This is a genomic window from Pseudomonas sp. S2_B07 (assembly GCF_054668435.1).
Window position 1 is genome coordinate 3,537,326 of record NZ_CP162769.1, and the last position, 18,810, is coordinate 3,556,135.

17 protein-coding genes are annotated in these 18,810 nt (G+C 58.6%); 5 read left to right on the forward strand and 12 right to left on the reverse strand.

The features are described from left to right. Window position 1: 1 nt before the first annotated feature. Together AB4N43_RS16260 and algB are read right to left on the reverse strand one after the other, a co-directional pair. On the reverse strand, window positions 2–1,792 hold the full coding sequence (locus AB4N43_RS16260) for an ATP-binding protein (RefSeq protein ID WP_027926159.1): 1,791 nt from the start codon (window positions 1,790–1,792) through the stop codon (window positions 2–4). Between the two features lie 10 nt (window positions 1,793–1,802). Further along, window positions 1,803–3,149 carry a sigma-54-dependent response regulator transcription factor AlgB gene (algB, locus tag AB4N43_RS16265; protein WP_027926160.1) on the reverse strand — a complete coding sequence of 449 codons (1,347 nt, stop codon included), beginning with the start codon at window positions 3,147–3,149 and terminating at the stop codon, window positions 1,803–1,805. Window positions 3,150–3,588: 439 nt separating this feature from the next. Between algB and AB4N43_RS16270 the strand changes: the two genes are divergently transcribed. The 5 genes from AB4N43_RS16270 to AB4N43_RS16290 all read left to right on the forward strand — a co-directional run bounded on the left by AB4N43_RS16270 (window position 3,589) and on the right by AB4N43_RS16290 (window position 8,062). Beyond that, window positions 3,589–3,876: a hypothetical protein gene (locus AB4N43_RS16270; protein WP_027926161.1), complete on the forward strand. Its 288-nt coding sequence runs from the start codon at window positions 3,589–3,591 to the stop codon at window positions 3,874–3,876. 83 nt (window positions 3,877–3,959) lie between these two features. Next, entirely contained in the window at window positions 3,960–4,124 is a 165-nt protein-coding gene (locus tag AB4N43_RS16275; RefSeq protein ID WP_003177151.1) for a DUF1328 domain-containing protein, read from the forward strand. A 2-nt stretch (window positions 4,125–4,126) separates the two neighbouring features. Next, complete coding sequence (locus tag AB4N43_RS16280) at window positions 4,127–4,591, forward strand: inhibitor of vertebrate lysozyme family protein (RefSeq protein WP_059181887.1); 465 nt, start codon at window positions 4,127–4,129, stop codon at window positions 4,589–4,591. Window positions 4,592–5,297: 706 nt separating this feature from the next. Continuing rightward, window positions 5,298–6,629 carry a glutamate/aspartate:proton symporter GltP gene (gltP, locus tag AB4N43_RS16285; protein ID WP_027926163.1) on the forward strand — a complete coding sequence of 444 codons (1,332 nt, stop codon included), beginning with the start codon at window positions 5,298–5,300 and terminating at the stop codon, window positions 6,627–6,629. Between the two features lie 203 nt (window positions 6,630–6,832). Further along, on the forward strand, window positions 6,833–8,062 hold the full coding sequence (locus AB4N43_RS16290; RefSeq protein ID WP_027926164.1) for a nucleoside recognition domain-containing protein: 1,230 nt from the start codon (window positions 6,833–6,835) through the stop codon (window positions 8,060–8,062). Window positions 8,063–8,181: 119 nt separating this feature from the next. Here AB4N43_RS16290 and AB4N43_RS16295 read toward each other — a convergent pair whose 3' ends face one another. The 10 genes from AB4N43_RS16295 to AB4N43_RS16340 all read right to left on the reverse strand — a co-directional run bounded on the left by AB4N43_RS16295 (window position 8,182) and on the right by AB4N43_RS16340 (window position 18,796). Further along, window positions 8,182–8,808 (reverse strand): ABC-type transport auxiliary lipoprotein family protein, encoded by a 627-nt coding sequence (locus tag AB4N43_RS16295; RefSeq protein WP_027926165.1) that lies wholly within the window; start codon window positions 8,806–8,808, stop codon window positions 8,182–8,184. After that, entirely contained in the window at window positions 8,805–9,743 is a 939-nt protein-coding gene (locus AB4N43_RS16300) for an MlaD family protein (RefSeq protein ID WP_027926166.1), read from the reverse strand. Before AB4N43_RS16300 ends, AB4N43_RS16295 begins: the two co-directional genes overlap by 4 nt. 1 nt (window position 9,744) lies before the next feature. Next, window positions 9,745–10,548, reverse strand: coding sequence for an ABC transporter ATP-binding protein (locus AB4N43_RS16305; RefSeq protein WP_027926167.1), 804 nt, complete (start codon window positions 10,546–10,548; stop codon window positions 9,745–9,747). Then, a complete protein-coding gene (locus AB4N43_RS16310) occupies window positions 10,545–11,693 on the reverse strand; it encodes an ABC transporter permease (protein WP_027926168.1) in 1,149 nt (382 codons plus the stop codon). The genes AB4N43_RS16305 and AB4N43_RS16310 overlap by 4 nt, the downstream gene beginning before the upstream one ends. Window positions 11,694–11,748: 55 nt before the next feature. Continuing rightward, the gene (locus AB4N43_RS16315; RefSeq protein WP_027926169.1) at window positions 11,749–12,777 is read right to left on the reverse strand and encodes a DUF5924 family protein; all 1,029 of its coding nucleotides are present in this window, start codon (window positions 12,775–12,777) and stop codon (window positions 11,749–11,751) included. A gap of 124 nt (window positions 12,778–12,901) precedes the next feature. Then, window positions 12,902–14,290 carry a M16 family metallopeptidase gene (locus AB4N43_RS16320; protein WP_027926170.1) on the reverse strand — a complete coding sequence of 463 codons (1,389 nt, stop codon included), beginning with the start codon at window positions 14,288–14,290 and terminating at the stop codon, window positions 12,902–12,904. A 164-nt stretch (window positions 14,291–14,454) separates the two neighbouring features. Further along, on the reverse strand, window positions 14,455–16,113 hold the full coding sequence (locus AB4N43_RS16325; RefSeq protein ID WP_027926171.1) for a Na/Pi cotransporter family protein: 1,659 nt from the start codon (window positions 16,111–16,113) through the stop codon (window positions 14,455–14,457). A gap of 366 nt (window positions 16,114–16,479) precedes the next feature. Further along, window positions 16,480–16,935 (reverse strand): hypothetical protein, encoded by a 456-nt coding sequence (locus tag AB4N43_RS16330; RefSeq protein ID WP_194940526.1) that lies wholly within the window; start codon window positions 16,933–16,935, stop codon window positions 16,480–16,482. A 50-nt stretch (window positions 16,936–16,985) separates the two neighbouring features. Next, a complete protein-coding gene (locus tag AB4N43_RS16335; RefSeq protein ID WP_324188018.1) occupies window positions 16,986–17,639 on the reverse strand; it encodes a hypothetical protein in 654 nt (217 codons plus the stop codon). Then, entirely contained in the window at window positions 17,636–18,796 is a 1,161-nt protein-coding gene (locus AB4N43_RS16340) for a DUF2515 family protein (RefSeq protein WP_027926173.1), read from the reverse strand. The genes AB4N43_RS16335 and AB4N43_RS16340 overlap by 4 nt, the downstream gene beginning before the upstream one ends. Between the last annotated feature and the right edge of the window lie 14 nt (window positions 18,797–18,810).

Here is an 18,810-nt window from a genome sequence, read left to right on the forward strand (position 1 = left end):
CTTACACCGCCAGCGCCATGTAGAACTGCGTACCCTGCCCCGGCCGCGAATAGACGCCCATGCGCCCACCATGCAGTTGCACGATTTCCTTGCACAGCGCCAGGCCAAGCCCGGCGCCGCCCTTCTTGCGGCCGACCTGGACAAAAGGCTCGAAAATTCGCCCTTGCTGGCCATAGGCAATGCCTTCGCCGTTATCCTCGACACTGATAATCACCCGCTCGCCATGGCGCCGGGCCTGCAATCGGATCAGGCCTTCCCGTGCGGTATGGCGCAAAGCGTTGTCGATCAGGTTGTCGAGCACCCGGTCCAGCTGCGGTTGGTCGGCCTGCAATCGGGGCAACGGCCCTTGCACCTCTATGCGCAATTCGATGCCCTGCTCAGTCGCCGCCTCGGCAAAGCGGGCATGGGCCTGCGCCAACAGTTCCTCGATGGAGCATGGGGCCAGGGTCAGTTTCTGCAAGCCGTTCTGGTAGCGAGAGAAGTTCAGCAGGTCGTTGATCAACTGCATCAGGCGCTGCATTTCTTCATTGACCGTATCCAGCAGGTCGGCTTCGCGAGAGTCCTGTGGAAATTTCGCCCGCTCACGGAACAGACCGAACGCCATGTGCATGCCGGTCACCGGCGTTCGCAATTCATGGGACGCGCGCAGGACAAACTCGCTGCGCACCCGTTCGAACGCCCGCTGTTCGGTCACGTCATGCAACACCATGACCGCGCCGAGAATGTGCCCTTGGGTATGGCTGACCGGCGTCAGGCTGTAAGTCAGCAACCTCGATTCACCATCGACCTCGATACTCAGGTCTTCCGGCGCACGCTCCAGCGTGCCGCCGCGCAGCACCAGTTGCAGCTGTTCATCCAGCTCGGGACGTTCAAGGGCCGCGCCCAGCCCTTGGCCAAGGCGATCGGTGTCCCAACCCAACTGGCGCTGAGCCACCGGATTGAGGTGCTCGAGATGACCGTCGCGATCGATCATCAACAAGCCGTCATCGATGCTGTCGAGCACGGCTTGCAGACGTTGCTGACCGGCGAGCAGTTCATCGATGTTGGTGGCCTGATGCTCACGCAATGCCTCAGCCATGATCCCGAAGCGCTTGGTCAGCAGGTTCAATTCCACAGCAGACGACACCGGCAGGGTCACCTCGAAATTGCCCTGGCCAATATGATCGGCGGCCTGCGCCAAGGCTTCGATCGGTTCGCCAAAGCGCCGGGCAATCGCGTGTGCCGTCACGAACCCGATGATCAACACCGCCAATCCCACCAGACCCAGCAAGCCCGCCACCAGTAACGCGCGCTCCCGGGACTGGCGTTCGGTGCTGTTGATGTCATCCAGCGCCCGCTTGTGCTCTGCGAGAAGACCGTTGCGCAAGGTGTTGAATTTTTCCGTGAGGGCTTCGCTGCCACTCAGAACCTTGGTGGGCTCAGTGGCCTGGCCGTAGGCCTGAACAAACTCCAGATAATCAACCTTGGCCTGTTTGAACCCGTATTGACCGCCATTGCCGTTTTGCTCAAGGGCAATGCCCTCATCGAGCAACTGCAAGTAGTGTTGCCTGGACGCCTCGAACCCGGCTGGATCCGGTTTTTCGTTGACCATGATCATCAGTTGATCGCCCAGGGTCTGGCGTAGTTTCAATCCCAGATCGAGCGTGACGAAGTTGTTGCGAACGAGCGCTTCCTGGGACCCGGCCATCTGCATCACGCTGACCAGTCCGAGCAAGAGCCCGAGCAGTGCCACAGTGATCAGTGCAGAAATACTCAGAAACAGCCGAGTACGCAGCTTCATCGCCAATTTCATCGGTGGCAGCTCACAAGTTGTATTGCTTGCGTTTGCGGTACAGGGTCGAGGCATCAATGCCCAGGGTCTTGGCCGCTTGATCCAGTGTATCCGCCGTGGCGAGGACTGCACCGATGTGAGCTTTCTCAAGTTCGTCCAGACTCAACGCCGCGCCAATGCGCGGCGCATTATTGACCGGGGTTTCGGCCATGCCCAAATGGCTGATTTCGACCCGTTCTTGTGGACAAATAATGCTCGCCCGCTCCACCACGTTACGCAGTTCGCGAATATTGCCGGGCCAGCGATAACCTAGCAGTGCCTCGCGGGCCTCATCGCTGAAGGCTCGGGCCGGGCGCGCATACTCCTTGACGAAGCGAGCGAGGAAACGGTCGGCCAGGTTCAGGATGTCTTCACGGCGCTCGCGCAGCGGCGGCAGGTGCAACGTGATGACGTTCAGGCGATAGAGCAAGTCTTCGCGGAAGCGGCCGTCGCGCACCATGTCTTCAAGGTTCAGGTTAGTCGCCGCCAGAATGCGCACATCGGCGCGGCGGGTCACCGGGTCCCCTACCCGCTCGTATTCCTTGTCTTGAATGAATCGCAGCAACTTGGGTTGCAAAGTCAGCGGAAAATCGCCGATCTCGTCGAGAAACAGCGTGCCGCCGTCGGCCTGGTTGACCCGCCCCAATGTACTTTCGCTGGCACCGGTAAAGGCCCCACGGCTGTGACCGAACAGTTCGCTTTCCATGAGTTCGGCGGTCAGGGACGGGCAGTTGATCGTGACACAGGACTTCTTCTGACGCTTGCTCCAGCCGTGAATCGCCTGGGACAGTTCACCTTTACCGGTGCCGGACTCACCCAGGATAAGGATGTTGGCATCGGTCCCGGCCACCTGGCGGGCGGTTTCGAGCACGACTTTCATCGCCGGGCTGTGGGAGTCCAGGCCATCCTTGGGTTTACGCACTTCACCTTCAAGGGCTTCCAGGCGGGCGGACAGTTGCCGCACTTCCAGTTGCTTGGCGGTGGCCAGACGCAATTGATCAGGGCTGCAGGGTTTGACCAGGTAATCGGCGGCGCCCGCCTGAATCGCATCGACCGCCGTGTCCACGGCCGAGTGCGCGGTGACGATCACCACACGCATCCACGGCGCCTGAATACGCATCTGAGCCAGCACATCCAGGCCATTGTCCTCACCCAGGCGCAGATCCAGAAAGCACAGGTCGAACACCTGACGCTGCAACAAGGCATCAGCCTGAGCGGCGCTGTTCGCGGTTGAGACGCTATAGCCCTCGTCTTCGAGGCAATAGCGGAAGGTTCGCAGGATAGCGGACTCATCGTCTACCAACAGAATGCGGCCTTGATGCACCGTGGCTGATTCCATGTTCCTGCGCTCCTTTAATGATTGATCTTGGTTAGTCCCGGATAAATCGGGCAAGTTGCATGGTCGATTCTGATCCATTCCAGCACCGGCAGGGTAGCTATCTAAGGCCTGTCTGACTAATTCGCTGATTTTCATGGCTTTTTATCAAAACACCGCATTTTTGGCGGTTACCCGCTTCCCTTTCTGACATCTGCGCCCGTCGCGCAATTCAAAAATATTCAAAGTGCCTGCGAATCTATCGTGCATTTCGCACGACCCTGGAGGGGTCATCGTGCAGGATGCGTCGCAAACGATTTTCATAAACTTGTTAACTTGTTGATTTTATTCAGTTTTATTCGCGCAAAAAAGCTGGCATGCAGGCTGCAATGGTCTGAGTAATCAGGGCATTTATCTCTATGCCCACCAACAAGATCACCACCAAAGTGGGAGGAGCTTCAGGATGAATCGCTACCGTGCCGCCCAACTGCGAATCTCGCCACTGCATATCCAGCAAGGCTTATTTGCTGTTCTGGCCTTGCTGATCACGCTGATCGCCGGCCAACAGTTCATGCGTTGGGAGCAGAGCCAGCAGCCAGAGGCACCGCACGTTTCGATTCAACCTGCAGCCCAAACCCACTTCAGCGCCGCCAGCAGCAGTCAGGCCGACCTCACCCCCATGCGGATGATGGACGTCGACCAGGCGCAGCCACTGGACGAGATGCCTCGTCAGGAGCGCTGGGTGTTTTAGGTAATCGAACTTGGCGTGCGGTCTGCGCCGGGACAAGCACCAAAAGCGACACCTCTAAATAATGAAGCGTAAGGAGAATCACCATGTTGAGCTGGGCAATCACCTTCTTGATCATTGCCATCATCGCTGCAGTACTGGGCTTCGGTGGTATCGCGGGCACCGCCACGGGTATCGCCAAGATTCTCTTTGTCGTGTTCCTGGTGATGTTTATTGCTTCCTTCTTCTTTGGCCGTCGCGGTCGAGGCTGAACATGAGCGTTTTGTACAAGACACTGGCAGCCGCCCTGCTTTTGGGCGGTAGTGCCATGGCAATGGCGGCCAATGACGGCCAAATGCGGGCCAACGGGTTACTCACCACCGACCCGCAGTACCGTGAAACATGGCAAGGCGTGGTGAAGAAGGAAGAACGCCTGCCGGAATGGGTGATGAACCTGTCTGGCGATGCCGAACAAATGAATGCTGTTGAGGAAGATGGCCACAAGTATCTGGTTGGGCCGCTGTGTGAATCACAGCCCACCTGCCTGAAGGAACGCTTGATCGTGGCTTTCAGTTTCGACAAGGAAGATGCCTACGCCATGCTGGTCGAAGTGCCCGCAGGACTGCCGGCCGACAAGTCGCCCACGCGACATGCCAGTTACCGCTTCCTCGGCAAACCGGACCAGGGCATGCAGGACCTGTTGATGGAACAGCTGAAAAAAGATCCGAACTGGTACTGAATTTGTCATATGAAAGAAGCACCCTGCTTCTCTCTACTGCGCTACCCGAGGAAGGTAGACGCATGACCATGGGGCCGGGACGTTCTGACTGTTGCAGGGGCGGAGTGACCTACGGGTACAGGGAGTACCTGCGCAAGGGCCGGGTCAGGCAAAAGCTGCGACGCAAATTCGCCGGGTCATCGGGACTCGACGAATTTGCGGAGAGCTTCATTCGCAAAAAAGCAGCGATCCAGAGCGCATCGCTCATTTATCTTTATGCCATTTCCGCTACAAACCCCGCAAAAACATTTCGCGGTATTTCTTCGCGACCGTATATCGAGAAATCTGTCTGCAAATGACTGCGATTTTTTACAGCTAAACGTAAGTTTTTCCTGAAGTTTTAACCCTGAATCCCCCGCTCAAAAAACAACCAACCTCCTCTGAGATGGCCGGTTCACGGCACTTATGGCTGCCGAAATGGCGTATTCGAACCGGTTGGGACGCCAGTTTCATTTGAAAAAGCTCATGCCGATTCGGCATAGGGTAGGCGTTTACGGCATTAGACGTCGCTTCCTTGCATCGGAATAGTTGCGCCTTTTTTCGCCTGCCAGAGAGCCACTAACAAGCGCTCCGGGGCTCCTTATACGGGGGCAGATGCACGCACTTTTCGCCACAAGCGAACCAGTGACTGCGTCTGCCTGAGTCAAACGCAAGTAAGGGTAATGATATGAAGAAGGCAAAGCTTAGCCTCGCCTGGCAGATCCTCATCGGTCTGGTATTGGGGATTGCAATCGGTGCGCTGCTCAACCATTTCAGTGCCGAAAAAGCCTGGTGGATCAGCAACGTCCTGCAACCAGCAGGCGATATCTTTATCCGTCTGATCAAGATGATCGTGATCCCGATCGTGATCTCTTCGCTGGTCGTCGGCATCGCTGGCGTCGGTGACGCCAAGAAACTCGGGCGCATCGGCCTGAAGACCATCATCTACTTCGAGATCGTCACCACCATCGCCATTCTGGTCGGTCTGGTGTTGGCCAACGTGGTCCATCCAGGCACCGGCATCGACATGAGCACCCTGGGTACCGTGGATATTTCCAAGTACCAGGCCACTGCCGCCGAGGTTCAGCATGAACACGCGTTCATCGAAACCATCCTCAACCTGATCCCGTCGAACATCTTCGCGGCCATGGCCCGCGGCGAGATGCTGCCGATCATCTTCTTCTCCGTGTTGTTCGGCCTCGGTTTGTCGAGCCTGCAATCGGACCTGCGCGAGCCGCTGGTGAAGATGTTCCAGGGCGTCTCGGAAAGCATGTTCAAAGTCACCCACATGATCATGAACTACGCCCCGATCGGCGTATTCGCACTGATCGCGGTGACCGTGGCCAACTTCGGCTTCGCTTCCCTGCTGCCGCTGGCCAAACTGGTCGTGCTGGTGTACTTCGCCATCGCGTTCTTCGCCTTCGTGGTGCTGGGCCTGATCGCCCGCCTGTTCGGCTTCTCGGTGATCAAGCTGATGCGCATCTTCAAGGATGAGCTGGTACTGGCCTACTCCACTGCCAGCTCCGAAACCGTGCTGCCGCGCGTGATCGAGAAGATGGAAGCCTACGGCGCGCCGAAAGCCATTTGCAGCTTCGTGGTGCCGACCGGGTACTCGTTCAACCTCGACGGTTCGACCCTGTACCAGAGCATCGCGGCAATCTTCATTGCCCAGCTGTACGGCATCGACCTGTCGATCAGCCAGCAATTGCTGCTGGTGCTGACCCTGATGGTCACCTCCAAAGGCATCGCCGGCGTACCGGGCGTGTCCTTCGTGGTGCTGCTGGCCACGTTGGGCAGCGTCGGTATTCCGTTGGAAGGCCTGGCATTCATCGCCGGTGTCGACCGCATCATGGACATGGCCCGTACCGCATTGAACGTGATCGGTAACGCGCTGGCCGTGCTGGTCATCTCGCGCTGGGAAGGCATGTACGACGACGCCAAGGGTCAGCGCTACTGGAACTCCCTGCCGCACTGGCGCAGCAAGGAAAAACTCCCGGCTGGCGAGGTTTCCAAGAACTGACGCAAAACCTTGCAGGAGTGAGCCTGCTCGCGATAGCGGTGTATCAAACAACAGAGATGTTGGATGTGCCGCCCCATCGCGAGCAGGCTCACTTCTACAAAGGTCCGGTGTAAGCCGAACAAACAAACCCCGGAGAAATCCGGGGTTTGTCGTTTCTGGCTACCCCGCTATCATTCGCCGCATATTCCGGGGGGATTTGACTGATGCTTAATGGCCTGTGGCTTGGCTTCTTCATCGTGGCGGCCGTTTCGGCGCTGGCGCAATGGCTGATCGGTGGCAACGCCGGGATCTTCGCGGCGATGGTGGAGAGTATTTTCGCCATGGCCAAACTGTCGGTCGAAGTCATGGTCCTGCTGTTCGGCACCCTGACCTTGTGGCTGGGCTTTCTGCGCATCGCCGAGAAAGCCGGAATCGTCGAATGGCTGGCCAAAGCCCTGGGCCCACTGTTCCTGCGCCTGATGCCGGAAGTGCCGCCTGGTCACCCGGCCCTCGGCCTGATCACCCTGAACTTCGCCGCCAACGGCCTGGGCCTGGACAACGCCGCCACACCGATCGGCCTCAAGGCGATGAAAGCCCTGCAGGAGCTCAACCCCAGCGCCACCGTGGCCAGCAACGCGCAGATCCTGTTCCTGGTGCTCAACGCCTCCTCCCTGACCCTGCTGCCGGTGACGATTTTCATGTACCGCGCCCAGCAAGGCGCGCCGGACCCGACGCTGGTGTTCCTGCCAATTCTGCTCGCCACCAGTTGCTCGACTGTCGTCGGCTTCCTGTCGGTCGCATTCATGCAGCGCCTGCGCATCTGGGACCCGGTGGTGCTGGCGTACCTGATTCCCGGTGCCCTCGCCCTCGGTGGCTTCATGGCGCTGCTGGCGACGCTCTCAGCCACCGCGCTGGCCGGCCTGTCATCGATCCTCGGCAACCTGACGCTGTTCGGGCTGATCATGCTGTTTCTGATCATCGGCGCACTGCGCAAAGTAAAGGTCTACGAAGCGTTCGTCGAAGGCGCCAAAGAAGGCTTCGACGTGGCCAAGAACCTGCTGCCGTACCTGGTGGCGATGCTCTGTGCGGTGGGTGTGCTGCGGGCGTCCGGCGCGCTGGACTTTGGTCTGGACGGAATTCGGCACCTGGTGGAGTGGGCCGGTTGGGACACGCGCTTCGTCGACGCATTGCCGACGGCGATGGTCAAACCGTTCTCCGGCAGCGCCGCGCGGGCGATGCTGATCGAAACCATGAAAACCTCCGGGGTAGACAGCTTCCCGGCGCTGGTGGCGGCCACGGTTCAGGGCAGCACCGAGACCACGTTCTATGTGTTGGCGGTGTACTTTGGTGCGGTGGGCATCCAGCGCGCGCGGCATGCGGTGGGGTGTGCGTTGCTGGCAGAACTGGCCGGCGTACTGGGCGCCATCGGGGTGTGCTACTGGTTCTTCGGCTGACCGATATCCCCCTGTAGAAGTGAGCCTGCTCGCGATAGTGATGTAACAGTCGGTATTTATTGCGACTGATACACCGCTATCGCGAGCAGGCTCACTCCTACATTGGGTTTGTATTGGCCTTAAGGTCTCGCGGGCAGCTCGACCTTCTGCCCTTGCTCAACCGCCCAGTTCACCACCTGCACCGTCAATTGGTCGCTCGCCTGGCCAAACCCCGCAACCACTGCGGGCACGTTCACATCGCTCAGTGGCTGGCGCACTTCGAAGCGGCGGCTGGCGAGGATGCGCTGGTCATAACCGCGCACCAGCAAGGCATCCAGGCTTACGACAACAGTGGCGGTCGTGCCCTGATACTCAGTCTGAAACGCCTGCAAATGCCCGCCCAGCTCAAGGTCCGCCTGGAAAATGCTGTCGTCGGTGCTCAACAGCGGCACCCGGCCGTCACGCTGAAAGCCATCCAGCAGACGATTGCGCAGCAGTACCGGCGCCGGATCGCTCCAACGTGAGCCCTTGTAGCTGCTGATCACATCGCCTTGGGGGATTACCGCGATGTTCGGGCCGTCCAGTGCGTTGCTGGCCTGGAGTTTGGTCAGGCGCAGCGACCAGCGTTGCGGCGTGCCATGACCGGCCGACGCGGAGCTCTGGGCCGACGGCAATCGATAAACATCGAACGGCTCGGGCTTGGGCAGGATCGAGCACGAACTGATCAGCGTGAAGCCGGCGAGGAGGGCGATACGAGTCAGCTTCATGGCGTGAATTCCTTGCTCTTGTCACTGCCCAGCAGGTAACCGCTGGGGTTTTCCTCGAGGCGTTGAGAGATGGCGCGCAACGAGGTCAGGGTTTCACGCAGCTCGCGCACCGCCGGGGCCAGGCCATTGAGGCCCTGCATGCCGCTGTTGAGCGAATCCTGATTGGTGGCGAGCAACTTGTTGATCGTCGCGGTGCTCTGCTGCAGCGATTTCATTGCCTGCTCGGCGCTGCCCAACGCGTCCTTGCCATGGTCATTGAGCAGGCCGTTGGCATTGCGCATCAACGCCGTGGTCTGTTCCAGCATGTTGTTGGCCTGCTTGCCCACCGACGCCAGTTGCTGCATCGCCTGACGGATATCGCCGCGCTGATCGGCAATCGCCCCGGTGGTTTGCTCCAGGTGCTCCAACGTGTTGCTGATGCGCTCGACGTTTTCCGTGGAGAACAACAGGTTGGCATTCTGCATCAGCGTGTTCACCCCGGACATCAGGTCGTTGCTGTCATTGAGCAGGCGCGCGATGGGCGAGGGCGAGGCGACGATGGTCGGCAGGTTGCCGTCCTTGCCCTTGAGCGCCGGGCTCTGCGGAGTGCCGCCGCTGAGCTGGATGATCGAAGTCCCGGTGACGCCGGTCAGTGCCAGTTTGGCCTGGGTGTCTTCCTTGACCGGAGTGTCACCACCCAGACGAATCCGCGCCAACACCCGGCGCGGGTCTTTAGGGTCCAGGCGCAATGTCACCACGTCGCCGACCTTGATCCCGCTGTACTGCACCGAACTGCCTTTGGACAGGCCGCTGACCGCCTCATTGAAGACCACTTCGTAATCCTTGAACTCGGTGTCGACGCTGGACTTGGCCAGCCACAAGCCGAAGAGCAGGGCGCCTGCCACCACAATCACGGTGAACAGGCCGATCAATACATGATGGGCTCGGGTTTCCATGTCAGACCTCGTTCAACTGTTGAGCGGCCGTCAACGCCGCGCGGCCGCGAGGGCCATGGAAGTATTCGTGAATCCACGCGTCATCGGTTTCCGAGACCTTGTCGATGGCGTCCGCCACCAGCACTTTCTTCTGCGCCAGCACCGCCACCCGGTCGGTGATGGTGTAGAGCGTGTCGAGGTCGTGGGTTACCAGAAACACACTCAGGCCCAGCGCATCGCGCAGGGTCAGGATCAATTGATCGAATGCCGCCGCGCCAATCGGGTCGAGGCCGGCCGTGGGTTCGTCGAGAAACAGGATGTCCGGGTCCAGCGCCAGCGCGCGGGCCAGCGCCGCCCGCTTGATCATGCCGCCGGACAGCGAAGCGGGGTACTTGTCGGCAGCCGACAGCGGCAGCCCGGCCAGCGCCAGTTTGACCGCCGCCAGGTGCTCGGCGTCTTCACGGCTCAGGCCGGCGTGTTCGATCAAGGGCAGGGCAACGTTTTCGGTCACGGTCAGCGAAGAGAACAGGGCACCTTGCTGGAACAGCACACCAAAACGCCGTTCAACCTTCGAGCGCTCCAGCTCGGACAAGGTCGCCAGGTTTTTACCGAACACCTTCACGTCCCCATCGTTAGGCCGACGCAGGCCGACAATGCTGCGAAGGAGCACCGATTTGCCGCTGCCGGAACCGCCGACCACGGCGAGAATTTCACCTTTGTACAAATCGAGGTCGAGGTTTTCGTGCACGCTTTGACTGCCAAAGCGATTGCATAGCCCGCGGACTTCGATCACCGCCTCGGAAGGCGCTCGGGGTAAACGACTCACCAGCCCATCTCCATGAAAAACAGAGCGGCCACCGCGTCGAGCACGATCACCACAAAAATCGACTGGACCACGCTGGACGTAGTGTGCGCTCCGACCGACTCGGCGCTGCCGCTGACTTTGAACCCTTCAAGACAGCCAATCGAGGCGATCAAAAACGCGAAAATAGGTGCTTTGACGATCCCCACCAGAAAATGCTGAACACCGATGTCCGATTGCAGCAGCGAGAGGAACATCGCTGGCGAAATATCCAGCGACACCGCACAGACCACGCCGCCGCCAATGATCCCCGAGAGCATCGCCAGAAAGGTCAGCATCGGTAAGGCGACCAGCAATGCCAAAACACGCGGCACCACCAGCAACTCCATCGGGTCGAGGCCCAGGGTGCGGATGGCGTCGATTTCTTCGTTGGCCTTCATCGAGCCGATCTGCGCGGTGAACGCACTGGCGGTGCGCCCGGCCATCAGAATCGCCGTCAACAGCACCGCGAATTCGCGCAGGAAGGAAAAGGCCACCAGGTCCACGGTGAACACCGTGGCGCCGAAACGGGCTAACACCGTCGCCCCGAGAAACGCCACCACTGCGCCCACCAAAAAGGTCAGCAGGGCGACGATGGGCGCGGCGTCGAGACCGGTTTGTTCGATGTGCGCGACCATGGGCGTGATGCGCCAACGCTTGGGCTGAAACAGGCTGCGGGCGATGGTTTCGATAATCAGTCCGACGAAACCCAACAGTTGCAGGGTGTCCTGCCAGACCGCGTCCACGGCACGGCCAATGCGGGTCAGCAATTGAATACTGACGCTGATTTCCGGTTCCTTGATGGGCACACAGAAATCGGTCATTGAGCGGTAGATGGTCTGCAGCAGGGCGCGATCGGCGGTGGACAGGGTGCAATCGGGGTGTTCGGCGGACCGGCCGAGGCGCTCGGTCCCCAGCAGCTCGACCAGAAGCGAGGCACCGGCGGTGTCGAGGGCACCGAGACTGTTGAGATCGATGTGGGTGTTGTCGTCGTACTGGCCGCGAAGCTTTTCGCACAAGGTCTTGAGATCGGCGTAATGGGCAAGCGTCCAGTCACCCGTAACCCGCAGTTGAGCAGGGGAGTGAGAGTCGTCCAATTGGGCATTACCGGCCATTGTGCTGCTGGTCATAAGCTCCGTGCTTGTTCGGTTAATTACACAGAGCTACGTAATAGCATGAACCGAGCTACTTTTCTTTGGTCGGTGTGCTGTCCGTGACGATGAAGCGCAGCACGCCGATAACCTGGCCATCTTCGGTCAACACCCGGACCTGCCATTTGCCCGCCGGGTTACCCGGGAAGTTCTGTTTGTGGGTCCAGGCGCGGTAGCCTTCCTTGCGTCCACCATGGATATCCAGCGGGATGCGGTCGACCTCTTTACCGTTGAACTGCCACACGTGATAGATGCGCTCATCCAGACCGCGCGGGGCGTTGATCGCGGTGTAGGCATACAGCCCGCCACCACGAATCTGCTCGGCAGTCACTTCATCCAGGCTTTCGCCGGGGGTGCGGTCCTGCATTTGCGTGCTGATTGCCACGTCGGTCATCCACAGGGTCGCCGGCGGCACCCACGAACGCAGCACCCAACCGAGGGCGCCGATGCCCAGGGTGATACTGAGGATCGCCAAAGCGTTGCGCACGGTGCGGATCGGGAAGATCGACGCCAGGCTCGGGAACGACAGCAGCACGGCGATCCCCAGCGCCAGTTTGAAACTCTGGGACGTGGTGAGGTGCATGATGACGGGCAGGGCGGTCAGCAACGCCGCGAACAGCGTCAGGGTATGCAGCGCCAGGAACGCCCAGCGCCGGGGCGCCAGCCATTTGTAGTAGAGCGGGTCGATGATGGAAATCAGCGCGGCGATGCTCAACAGCCCGGTGAAGAATAATTGGCCGCTGTTCCAGGTGGTGGTGATGAAAAAGAACGGCAGGACGAAGAACAGGCTTTCCTGGTGGATCATCTGCGTGGCGTAACGCAGCAGCGGCTGGGGAATCTCGCGTTTGAAGATTTTGGTGAACAGCTGGGTGAGGCTGTTTTCCAGCATCAGCCAGACCCAACTGAGCACCATGATGATGGTGATCCAGGTCGCCAGGCCTTGTTGGCGATCCACCAGGATGAAGCTGCCGACACCGGAGATGAAACCACCGAGCGCGATGACCCCAGGATAGCGCTTCATCAATTCCAGGATGCGCTGGACGTATTGGGTCAGGATCGGCATTCGGCGGTTCACATTCGTCGTAGGAAATATCCTCGACAGGTTACCCGCCGGCGGGCGACGTGGCGAGGCCCGCGGTCGACCCGGAGCCCTTGTAGCAGCTGCCGAACGCAGCCTTCGGCAGCGGCTACACGGTGGGCGGTGTCCTTCTGTACAAGCGCCAGCCCAATAAGCCGAACACCAGCAGCCCCAACACCCCGGCAATTACCCACATCAACTGGTCATCACCCATCAGCGGCTTCTCGATCCGCAAATACCCGGGCTGCAGCAGCAACTCACGCAACGCCTTGTTCGCTTCCTCCAGCGTCACCCCTTGCAGTTCCCTCGCCGGATCAGCGAAGCGCCCGTCCTCATAGTCGCCAAGGGCACTCCAGTAATAATCCGCCAGCGCGCTATTGCCTTGCACGGCCCAGGCCTGACGGGCGATGGCCGCCTGCTTGAGACGGTTGAAGGTGTCGGCGTCGAGACCGTCCTTGAGCAACTGCGCCTTCAACGCCTCAAGGACCCGTTCAGCCTGAGGCACATCATCGCGCTCAAGGTCGGCGTTCAGGCTCATAAAGCCCACACCGCCGAACAACTCGCGTTCCGCCGAAGGCCCATAGGACAAGCTATGGACCAGACGCATCTGGCGATACAGCGCCCAGTCCAGATAGTCCTTGAGCAGGTCGAACGTCTCGTCGTGCTCATCCTCAAGCACCGGCTCCGGCACCAGCCAGTGCAACTTGGCACCATCGCCGACGAAACCACTGCTCAGCGTGCGTTCATGGGCGGCACTGGAACGAATTTCCGGCAGGGGCAAGTGCTCGCTCGGGTCGACTGCCACCAGCTCCCCCCAGGCCCGTTCCAGATAGGCCGGCAGCAACCGGTCGAGGTCGCCGACCATGATCAGCGTCATGTTGTTAGGCGCGTACCAGAGCTTGCGCACCTTCTCCAGTTGTTCACGGGTCAGGTGATCGACTTCAGCGCGCTGTGGGCATTTGAGGCCCAGTTCCACCGCCAATTGATTACTGGCTGTATGGCCAAGGTCCTGGCGATCCAGCCAACGTTGCAGGTGAGTGTAATGACCGCCGTCTTCGCGCTCGACCACTTGCTTGGCGGCGTTGATGGCGTTGTCGTCGATGCGGGTCTGGGTCAGCAGCGCCAGCAACAGGTCGAGGACCTTGCGCTGGTTTTTCGCCGGGGCTTCGATGACGAACGTGGTGTCGGCGTTGCTGGTGTAAGCGTTCCACTCACCCCCCAGCGCCTGCATGCGCTCCTCCAGCCCCCCTTCGCCGGTGGCGTCGATACCGCTGAACAACAAGTGTTCGAGCAGATGGGGCAGTTCTTTGTCGGCGCAATTGAAATCATCCAGGCCTACGCCGACCACCAGGCGAATCGCCACATGCCCGCGGTCAGCGCCCGGTTTGAGCAGCAATTGCAGGCCATTGGGCAGCGTATAGCCCTCGACCTGAAAACGATCCAGGGCAAACGAAGGAAGTGAACCCAGCAACAAACAGGCGAACAACAGACAACGCATAACAGGTTTCCATACGGCTGATTGGAGATCCGTGTCGCTTTCCGGCAGCCATCGCGAGCAGGCTCGCTCCCACAGTTTCACCGAAGCTCCAGTGTGGGAGCGAGCCTGCTCGCGATGCTTTTAAGCCGGAACCCATGTAACTGACTGATCACACTGCCAGACGTTCAAGGCGAATGCGTGATGTCCGCGAAATCGTCGACCGACAATGCCCCCGTGTCGGACGTTTCCAGCACCACATACGCGCTGCTGCAAAACAGCGAATTCAAACGTTTCATGTCGGCAATCAGCTCCAGGTGCAGCGAACTGGTCTCGATACTTTGCACAATCTTACGTTGCAAGCGGCTGACATGGGCATGGGCCAGACGCCTTTCCTGTGCGCGAAAACGACGTTTTTCGCGCAACAACTGACGGGCACTTTCCTTATCGGAGCTCAGGAATACGGACAACCCCAGTCGCAGATTGGAGATTAGCTGGCTGTGCAGCCCGGCCAATTCCTCCAGCCCCACCTCGGAAAAAGACCGGCGCTGCGAGGTTTTCTGCTGCTGAACCTTGCGCAACATACGTTCGATCAGGTCGCTGGCGAGTTTCAGGTTGATCGCCAATTCAATGATTTCAGCCCAGCGCCGGCTGTCCTGGTCGCTGAGGTCTTCACGGGGCATTTGCGCCAGGTAGAGTTTGATTGCGCTGTAGAGCGCTTCGACATCATCGGTCAGGCGGCGCATTTCCTGGGTCACGGCGGTTTGCTTGCCGCGCAGCACATCGAGCATCGCTTCGAGCATGTTGTCGATCAGATCGCCCATGCGCAGGGTTTCCCGCGCCGCATTGGCCAGCGCCAGGCTCGGCGTGTCCAGCGCGGTCGGGTCGAGGTGCCGGGGTTTGGCCATTCCGTTGACGACCGGCCGCTCTGGCAACAGCCAGGTGCATAGCCTGGCCATCCCTGCGACAGTCGGCGTCAGAATCAAGCAGCGGACGGTGTTGTAGAGCAGGTGGAAGCCGATGACCGTTTCCTGAGGACTGAAGTCCAGGCCATCGAGCCAGTGCACCAATGGGTTAAGCACCGGAATGATCAACACCAGGCCAATCAGTTTGTACAACAAGCTGCCCAAGGCCACTTGGCGCCCGGCGGAGTTCTGCATGCTGGTGCTGAGAAACGCGAGAACACCGCTGCCGATATTGGCGCCGATCACCAGACCGATGGCCACCGGCAAACTGATGACCTTGGCCCCGGCCAGCGTCGCCGTCAGCAGCACCGCGGCCAGGCTCGAGTAGGAGATCATCGCGAACAATGCGCCGACGAGGGCGTCGACCAGAATGTCGCCGGTCAACGAGGCAAAGATCACCTTCACCCCTTTGGCGTGGGTGATCGGCGCAGCCGCTTCGACGATCAATTGCAGCGCCAGAATGATCAATCCAAGGCCTATGGCCACGCGGCCCATCTGCCCGAGCCGGGTCTGTTTGCGCGACAGGAAGAAAATCACCCCGACAAAAATCAGCAGCGGCGACAGCCAGGAAAGGTCCAGGGTCAGCACCCGCGCCATCAGTGCTGTACCGACGTCGGCCCCCAGCATGGTCACCAGCGCAGGGGTCAACGCCATCAGGCCTTGCCCGACAAACGAAGTGACAAGCATGGCGGTGGCGTTACTGCTCTGCACCATCGCCGTCACCACGATCCCGGCGATAAACGCCAGCCAGCGCTTGGACATGTTCTGGCCGATCACATGGCGCAGGTTGGTGCCGTAAACCCGCAGGATGCCGGTTCGGACGATGTGCGTGCCCCAGATCAACAAGGCCACAGCCGATAACAAATTGAGCAGGGTGAGCATAAAGGCCCCCTGTGATGGTCGCGCCCCAGAGGGGCAAATTGACGGTACCGCGCGTTCTTCTACGTTCTGTACTTAAGCTGTAGTTGGCTAACGGTCTGGGCGCCAGCATTGCACAGCTAAAGACGTGAATGAAACAAAACTGTCATGAAAATAGTGTCACCCTTGTGGGGGCGAGCCTGCTCGCGATGGCGGTATTGCATTCATCCCAATGTGGGCTGACCTCCGCTCAGGGGGCTCAGTCACTGAAATGATCCTCACCCAGTCCTACGTCGATCAGATACTTGGCTGTTTCGGTGTTTCGCTTATCGCAGCGGGCATAGCATTTGATATGAAGGATCAAGCTGTACTTGTGCGGGATCAACAGGATTACACCGTCCAGTTGATCGAAGAGTTTGGCCTGAAGTCGATTTTTTCCTCTTTTGTTTCTATTTTTAGCCAATCGTTAACTTCAACAGGTTCTGGAGTCCATCCGACTTGCTTGAACTTTTGTTGTAATTCATCAAGGAGTAATACCGCTTGCTCAAATGGCAAGGTTTCAAGCATCGGCGACGTAGTCAGGGTAATCGCTTTGAAATCGGACCACCCAATCGCGCCAAACCTGGTAGCTGGCAACGTGAATCCATGCTGCTTGTCATCAAAGGTGATAATGACTGGGGTGCTAATCCAGGTTGAGCTCGGGTGAGGTGGCTCACTGGGATAAATGGCAGTTTTACGCAATACAGGAAACGTCGAACCCCTCACGACGCTTTCGTATAGCTTACCGATGTGAATAACCAAAAATCCATTGGGTAGTGAAAAGACGTCAGGCAAAAAAAACAACATGAAAAAACGCTACACCCTCCAGCATGTAACGCGCCTCTTACAGCGATTGCTCATGTCCCGCTTCGATCCCGGCCCACACTAATATCGATCAGATATTTAGCCGCCACCGAATCACGCGTACCACAGCTTCCATAACACTTGATCAATAGCAGCAGACTGTATTTTCCCGGTACATACAAATCGATGCCCACTGGCTGATCGAAGAGCTTCACCTGCAATCGCTCACGCTCTGCAGCAGAGTCGACACTGAACCAGTCGTTATTTTCCAAAGGCTCAAGCATCCACCCTCCGGACTTGAGGGTGTTTTGTACATCCACCAATCGATCCACAGCGGCCGTGAATGGCATCGTTTCCAACATGGGTGATGTGGTTACAGTCGATACTTTCTGCCCTCCATAAGTAACGGCACCAAACACCGTCGGAGGAAGTTTGAATCCATAAGCTGGATCATCAAACTCAATGACAGTCGGGCTGCTGATCCACGTGGAACCAGGTCTACGAGGATCTTTCGCGTTATTAGGGTCACCTGGATAGATAGCCGTTTTTTCTTCGACAGGGAAAGTTGAGTCTTTAATGACCTGTTCGTAGGGCTTTCCGATATGGACGGATAAGGTTTTGGTGCTCAAACGGGCATACACCAGGCTTCCCGACACCAGAAGAATGAAAACAATAAAAATCAACCAGCGCTGCTTTGATTCAGTCACTGGTGCACTCCATTTCCACTTGCGATGTCGGTTATAGAGCGTTGCAGCTGTCTTTTAGTCGCGGGATTATTTAGCAAGGCATTGAACTGTGCTGCGGCCCGAAGCACGAATGTCATCCTTTGATCCTTGTCCGCCAGATTTGCCAACGGGTTGCTGCTGAAAGTGACGCTTCGACTGTCGGGAGCTTTGCACTGACTGGCCAAGGTGAGCTGTATCCCCTCTGGAACGCCGGAAAGCAGACCAGTAACGACGGAAACGATGTCAGAGGCATGCGTACCACGGATGAGCGAGGCGAAGTGCACATCGTCATACATCGCCGGTTGCAGAATATTGATCTGCTCGTGCGCAGCCATGTAGTTAACGCTGTCGGCGATGTTTCCCGCTTCGATTGCTTCAAAGGTATCAAAAATTTCTTTATGGGCAACGCCGAAACGGACGCTATCACCGATGGACCACATCACGTCTTTTGCGATTTCTATCCGACTTCTCAGGCATTTCTCCATTTCCTTATACCCCCGAACCATGAAAAACCGATGGAGAGGATAAACATCCAGAAATAGCGCAGTGTTTCCCAACGCCAACATTTCGTACACATAGTCGAGTTGTTGTTGAACCAACGACCGAGAATTGTCGCCGAGCGTGATGTCCGTCGTGGGTACCGGATTCTCTGACCTAGCTTTGTCTACTTCAGACTGAATATCAGGATCAGTTCGGCTTAGCTTGAACCCAAGCCCTTCAAATAAGGTTTCTGATGGGGCCTGACGCAATCTTTGGTGGGCTTTCTTTTCTGCGGCAATACCTTTTTGCAACTTGGCCGCGTGCAACAACCCACACCCCACCTGCTTCGACGCAAACGCCGCCAACCCCGCCCATTGAAACCGGTTATCCGCCAGCCACAACTGCGCATATGCGGCGTTGATCTTGCGGTTACGTGATTGTGGGTCGGCGATCAGTACGCCACCCGGAGCGACCCATTCTTCGGCTTCTTTCTGAAACCGGCGCCACAGGCAGTTGCAGGTCAGCAACGGCACTTCGACGCGGGTCTTGGGGTTGGGACCGCCTGTGGTGGTTTCGCGCTTGCAGGCAGGCAGTTCGCAGGTGCTGTTCCAGAGTTTTTTCATGTCCAGGTCGTCTGGGGCGATGCATTGTCCGGTCAATTGATTCTTCCTTG